General features: G+C 71.1%; 4 protein-coding genes. 3 read left to right on the forward strand and 1 reads right to left on the reverse strand.

Features of this window, described 5'->3' with window-relative positions:
- Nucleotides 1–197: 197 nt before the first annotated feature.
- Nucleotides 198–2,018: a phosphoenolpyruvate carboxykinase (GTP) gene (locus tag B7767_RS10095; protein WP_085571894.1), complete on the reverse strand. Its 1,821-nt coding sequence runs from the start codon at nucleotides 2,016–2,018 to the stop codon at nucleotides 198–200.
- A gap of 329 nt (nucleotides 2,019–2,347) precedes the next feature.
- On the opposite strand from B7767_RS10095, the gene B7767_RS10100 reads away from it, so the two are divergent.
- From B7767_RS10100 to B7767_RS10110, 3 genes are all read left to right on the forward strand, one after another.
- Nucleotides 2,348–3,061: a hemolysin III family protein gene (locus B7767_RS10100; RefSeq protein WP_085571896.1), complete on the forward strand. Its 714-nt coding sequence runs from the start codon at nucleotides 2,348–2,350 to the stop codon at nucleotides 3,059–3,061.
- A gap of 83 nt (nucleotides 3,062–3,144) precedes the next feature.
- Nucleotides 3,145–3,798, forward strand: a complete 654-nt coding sequence (locus B7767_RS10105; protein ID WP_085571897.1) for a TetR/AcrR family transcriptional regulator — start codon at nucleotides 3,145–3,147, stop codon at nucleotides 3,796–3,798.
- 13 nt (nucleotides 3,799–3,811) lie between these two features.
- Nucleotides 3,812–4,543 (forward strand): Mut7-C RNAse domain-containing protein, encoded by a 732-nt coding sequence (locus tag B7767_RS10110; RefSeq protein WP_085571895.1) that lies wholly within the window; start codon nucleotides 3,812–3,814, stop codon nucleotides 4,541–4,543.
- Nucleotides 4,544–4,606: the final 63 nt, after the last annotated feature.

A 4,606-nucleotide genomic window follows, 5' to 3' on the forward strand; every position in this document is an offset into this window, starting at 1 on the left:
CGCGGCCGGCCTCGAGCCGGCATGGGCGAGGGCCCGTCGTCGGCCTCACCGCCGGGGCGGGCGGAGAGGAGACGACGGGCCCCATGGCCCGCACGCCGTTGTACGGGCCTCGCCGGTGTGTTCCGCGGCCGGTCGTGGCGTGACGATCGCTGGTCAGGGCATCCCCATCCCGACCGGCCGCGGGGTCTGTGCGGGCGTCAGCCCAGGCGCTTCACCAGCGCGTGGTACTGGTCCCACAGTTCCTTGGGGGTGTGGTCGCCGAAGGTGTTGAGGTGGTCGGGGACCAGGGCGGCCTCCTCGCGCCACACGTCCTTGTCGACGGTGAGCAGGAAGTCCAGGTCGGCGTCGGAGAGGTCCAGCCCGTCGGTGTCCAGGGCGGCCTTGGCCGGGAGCACGCCGATCGGGGTCTCGACGCCCTCCGCGCGGCCGTCCAGGCGCTCCACGATCCACTTCAGGACGCGGGAGTTCTCGCCGAAGCCGGGCCAGACGAACTTGCCGTCGTCGTTCTTGCGGAACCAGTTGACGTAGTAGATCTTCGGCAGCCTGGACTGGTCCTTGTCCTTGGCCACGTCGATCCAGTGGGCCATGTAGTCGCCCATGTTGTAGCCGCAGAACGGCAGCATGGCGAACGGGTCGCGGCGCAGCTCGCCGACCTTGCCCTCGGCGGCGGCGGTCTTCTCGCTGGCCACGTTGGCGCCGAGGAAGACGCCGTGGTTCCAGTCGAAGGACTCCGTCACCAGCGGTACGGCGCTGGCGCGGCGCCCGCCGAAGAGGATCGCGGAGATCGGCACGCCCTTGGGGTCCTCCCACTCGGGCGCGATGATCGGGCACTGCGCGGCGGGGGTGGTGAAGCGGGCGTTGGGGTGCGCGGCGGGCGTACCGGACCCGGGGGTCCAGTCGTTGCCCTTCCAGTCGGTGAGGTGGGCGGGGGTCTCCTCGGTCATGCCCTCCCACCACACGTCGCCGTCGTCGGTGAGGGCGACGTTGGTGAAGACCGAGTTGCCCCACAGGGTCTTCATCGCGTTGGCGTTGGTGTGCTCACCCGTACCGGGGGCGACGCCGAAGAAGCCGGCCTCGGGGTTGATGGCGTACAGGCGGCCGTCCTCGCCGAAGCGCATCCAGGCGATGTCGTCGCCGATCGTCTCGACCGTCCAGCCGGAGATCGTGGGCTCCAGCATGGCGAGGTTGGTCTTGCCGCAGGCGGACGGGAAGGCGGCGGCGACGTACTTCGGCTCACCGGTGGGCGGGGTGAGCTTCAGGATGAGCATGTGCTCGGCCAGCCAGCCCTCGTCGCGGGCCATGACGGAGGCGATGCGCAGGGCGTAGCACTTCTTGCCGAGCAGGGCGTTGCCGCCGTAGCCGGAGCCGTAGGACCAGATCTCCCGGTCCTCGGGGAAGTGGGAGATGTACTTGGTGCCGTTGCAGGGCCAGGGGACGTCCTCCTGGCCGGGCTCCAGCGGGGCGCCGACCGAGTGCACGGCCTTGACGAAGAAGCCGTCGGAGCCGAGCTCGTCCAGGACCGGCTGACCCATCCGGGTCATGGTGCGCATGGAGACGGCGACGTACGCCGAGTCGGTGATCTCGACGCCGATGGCGGACAGCGGCGAGCCGAGCGGGCCCATGCAGAAGGGCACGACGTACATGGTGCGGCCCCTCATCGAGCCGCGGAAGACGCCCTTGTCGCCCCGGAAGATCTCCCGCATCTCGGCGGGGGCCTTCCAGTGGTTGGTCGGGCCGGCGTCCTCCTCCTTCTCGGAGCAGATGAAGGTCCGGTCCTCGACGCGGGCGACGTCGGTGGGGTCGGAGGCCGCGTAGTAGGAGTTGGGGCGCTTGATCGGGTCGAGTTTGCGGAAGGTGCCCTTGGCGACGAGCTCCTCGCACAGGCGTTCGTACTCGGCCTCCGAGCCGTCGCACCAGACCACCCGGTCCGGCTGCGTCAGGTCTGCGATCTCGTTGACCCAGGAAATCAGTCCCTGGTGAGTGGTGGGGACGCTGGGAGCCGCGATGTCGCGCGCCACGATTGCTCCTAAATGAGGGGTTTTTTGTTTGGGAGGCCCCGTGGGGGCTGCGACCCGGATGCTTCACGGTTGGAGCTTGGGCGCTCATCCGGTGTCGACCGCACTCATTTGATCATCCGACGAGAGCGCCCATCTGTCCAGAGGGCCGCACAGGTGAGCAACGTGACGATGGCCACGGTTTCTCGCGGCACTTTGCGTGCACATTGGGTTCACCGGACCGTTTCTTTGCGTGACCACGTGACGGGGTGCCGTGAGATGATGGCCACTCGACGCGGGCCAATTCGGCACCGCGAGGCATAACTTACGGTTCCGTAGGTACGATGCCGGACATGACTGCGCTCGCCCCCGACGCGCCCGAGAACCCGGCGGCCGACGGCCCGGGTCCGGTCGCGACCTCCCTGCCGCATCCGGTCAAACCCAAGCTCCGCGGCTGGCTGCACCTGGGCATGTTCCCCGCCGCCCTGGTCGCCGGGCTGGCCCTGACCGCCTCCGCCGACTCGGCCCGGGGCCGCCTGGCCTGCGGGGTCTACGCCCTGACCGCCTGCCTGCTGTTCGGCGTGAGCGCGCTCTACCACCGGGGCAACTGGAGCCCCCGCATGGACGGAGTGCTGCGCCGCCTCGACCACGCCAACATCTTCCTGATCATCGCGGGCACCTACACCCCGCTGACCATCCTGCTGCTGCCGCACTCCAAGGGGCGGTGGCTGCTGTGGGGCATCTGGGCGGCGGCGGCCGCCGGGATCGTCTTCCGGGTCTTCTGGGTCGGCGCGCCCCGCTGGCTCTACACGCCCTGCTACATCGCGATGGGCTGGGCGGCTGTCTTCTTCCTCCCGGACTTCATGCGCACCGGCGGCATCGCCGTACTCGTCCTGGTCGTCGTGGGCGGTCTGCTCTACAGCGCGGGCGGGGTGATCTACGGCATCAAGAAGCCCAACCCGTCACCGCGCTGGTTCGGCTTCCACGAGGTCTTCCACTCCCTCACCCTGGCCGCCTTCATCGCCCACTACATCGGCATCTCCCTGGTGGCCTACCAGCACGCGTAGGGACCGGCACCGGTCATGGGGCCGGTACCGGCCGCGGGACCGGTACCGGCCGCGGTGGCCGACAATCGCCGACAATGGCCGTCATGAAGGCCGCACCCTCCCCCCTCACCCCCGCCGACCCGCCCCGACCCGGGCTGCGCGAACGGAAGAAGACCAAGACCCGTGAGGCGATCCGCGGCGCGGCCTTCGCACTGATCGGGGAACTGGGCTACGACGCCATGACGATCGAGCGGATCGCCGAGCGCGCCGAGGTGTCGCCGTCGACCGTCATCCGCTACTTCCCGGCCAAGGAGGACATCGTCCTCACGGACGAGTACGACCGGCCGATGGCCGCGGCACTCGCCGAGCGGCCCGACGGCGAGCCCTGGCCCGTCTCCGTCCGGCACGTGCTGTGCGGGGCCGTGCGCCGCGCGATGGCCGAACAGCCCGAGGTGACGCTGGTGCGGGCCCGGCTGCTGGCCGAGGTCCCGGCGGTGCACTCCCGGACGCGGGAGAGCCTGTCGGCCACCGGACGGCTCCTCGCCGACGCGATCGCCGCGCGCACCGGGCTCGACCCGGACGGCCTGGAGGTGCGGGTCGCCACGACGTCCCTGCTCGGCGGCCTGCTGGAGGCCACGGCGTACTGGGCCGAACACGGCCACACCGACGACCTCGCCGCCCTCGTCGACCGGGCCCTCGACGTGGTCGAGCACGGCCTGCCCACCGCGAAATCCCGGAGCGGCGGACACCGGACATGACATCCTTGGGCGGGTGAACGGTCCCGAGATCCACGTCGAGTTCGCTCCCGAGCTGCTGCTCTTCGTCCCCAGGGCGCGGCCCACCGGTGCCACGAAGGCCGCCACCGACGGCGTCTCCAGCCTCGGCCATGTCGTCGAGTCCCTCGGAGTGCCGCTGACCGAGGTGGGCGCGCTGCTCGTGGACGGCCGCGAGGTGCCGGCCGGCCACGTGCCGACCGCGGGCGAGTCGGTGACCGTACGGACCGTCGCGCATCCGCAGCGGGTGCCGGGCGCACCGCTGCGGTTCCTGCTCGACGTGCACCTGGGCACGCTGGCGCGCCGGCTGCGGCTGCTGGGCGTGGACACGGCGTACGAGTCGACCGACATCGGTGACCCGGCGCTGGCCGCGCGGTCGGCGGCGGAGCGGCGGGTGATGCTCAGCCGGGACCGTGGGCTGCTGCGGCGGCGGGAGCTGTGGGCGGGGGCGTTCGTCTACAGCACCCGGCCCGAGGAGCAACTCTCCTACGTACTCGACCGGTTCCAGCCGGAACTGCGGCCGTGGAGCCGGTGCACCGCCTGCAACGGGCTGCTGCGCCGGGCCACCAAGGACGAGGTCGCCGACCAGTTGAAGGGCGGGACGCACCGGACGTACGACGTGTTCGCGCAGTGCGGTGAGTGCGGGCGCGCGTACTGGAAGGGCGCGCATCACGAGCAACTGGTCGCGATCGTGGAGCGGGCGGTCGCGTCGCGGGCCGAGCGGGGTTGACGCGGTGGCGCCGTGGGGGACCGCGGGCCCGGCCGCGGACGGTCGCGCCCGCGCGGCGGAGCC

The sequence above is a fragment of the Streptomyces sp. 13-12-16 genome (assembly GCF_002114215.1).
Lineage (GTDB): Bacteria > Actinomycetota > Actinomycetes > Streptomycetales > Streptomycetaceae > Streptomyces.

What these genes read in the sequence shown, in the direction of transcription:
- B7767_RS10105 (WP_085571897.1), top strand. Translation starts at nt 3,145, where the DNA reads ATGAAGGCCGCACCCTCCCCCCTCACCCCCGCCGACCCGCCCCGACCC.
- B7767_RS10100 (WP_085571896.1), top strand. Translation starts at nt 2,348, where the DNA reads ATGACTGCGCTCGCCCCCGACGCGCCCGAGAACCCGGCGGCCGACGGC.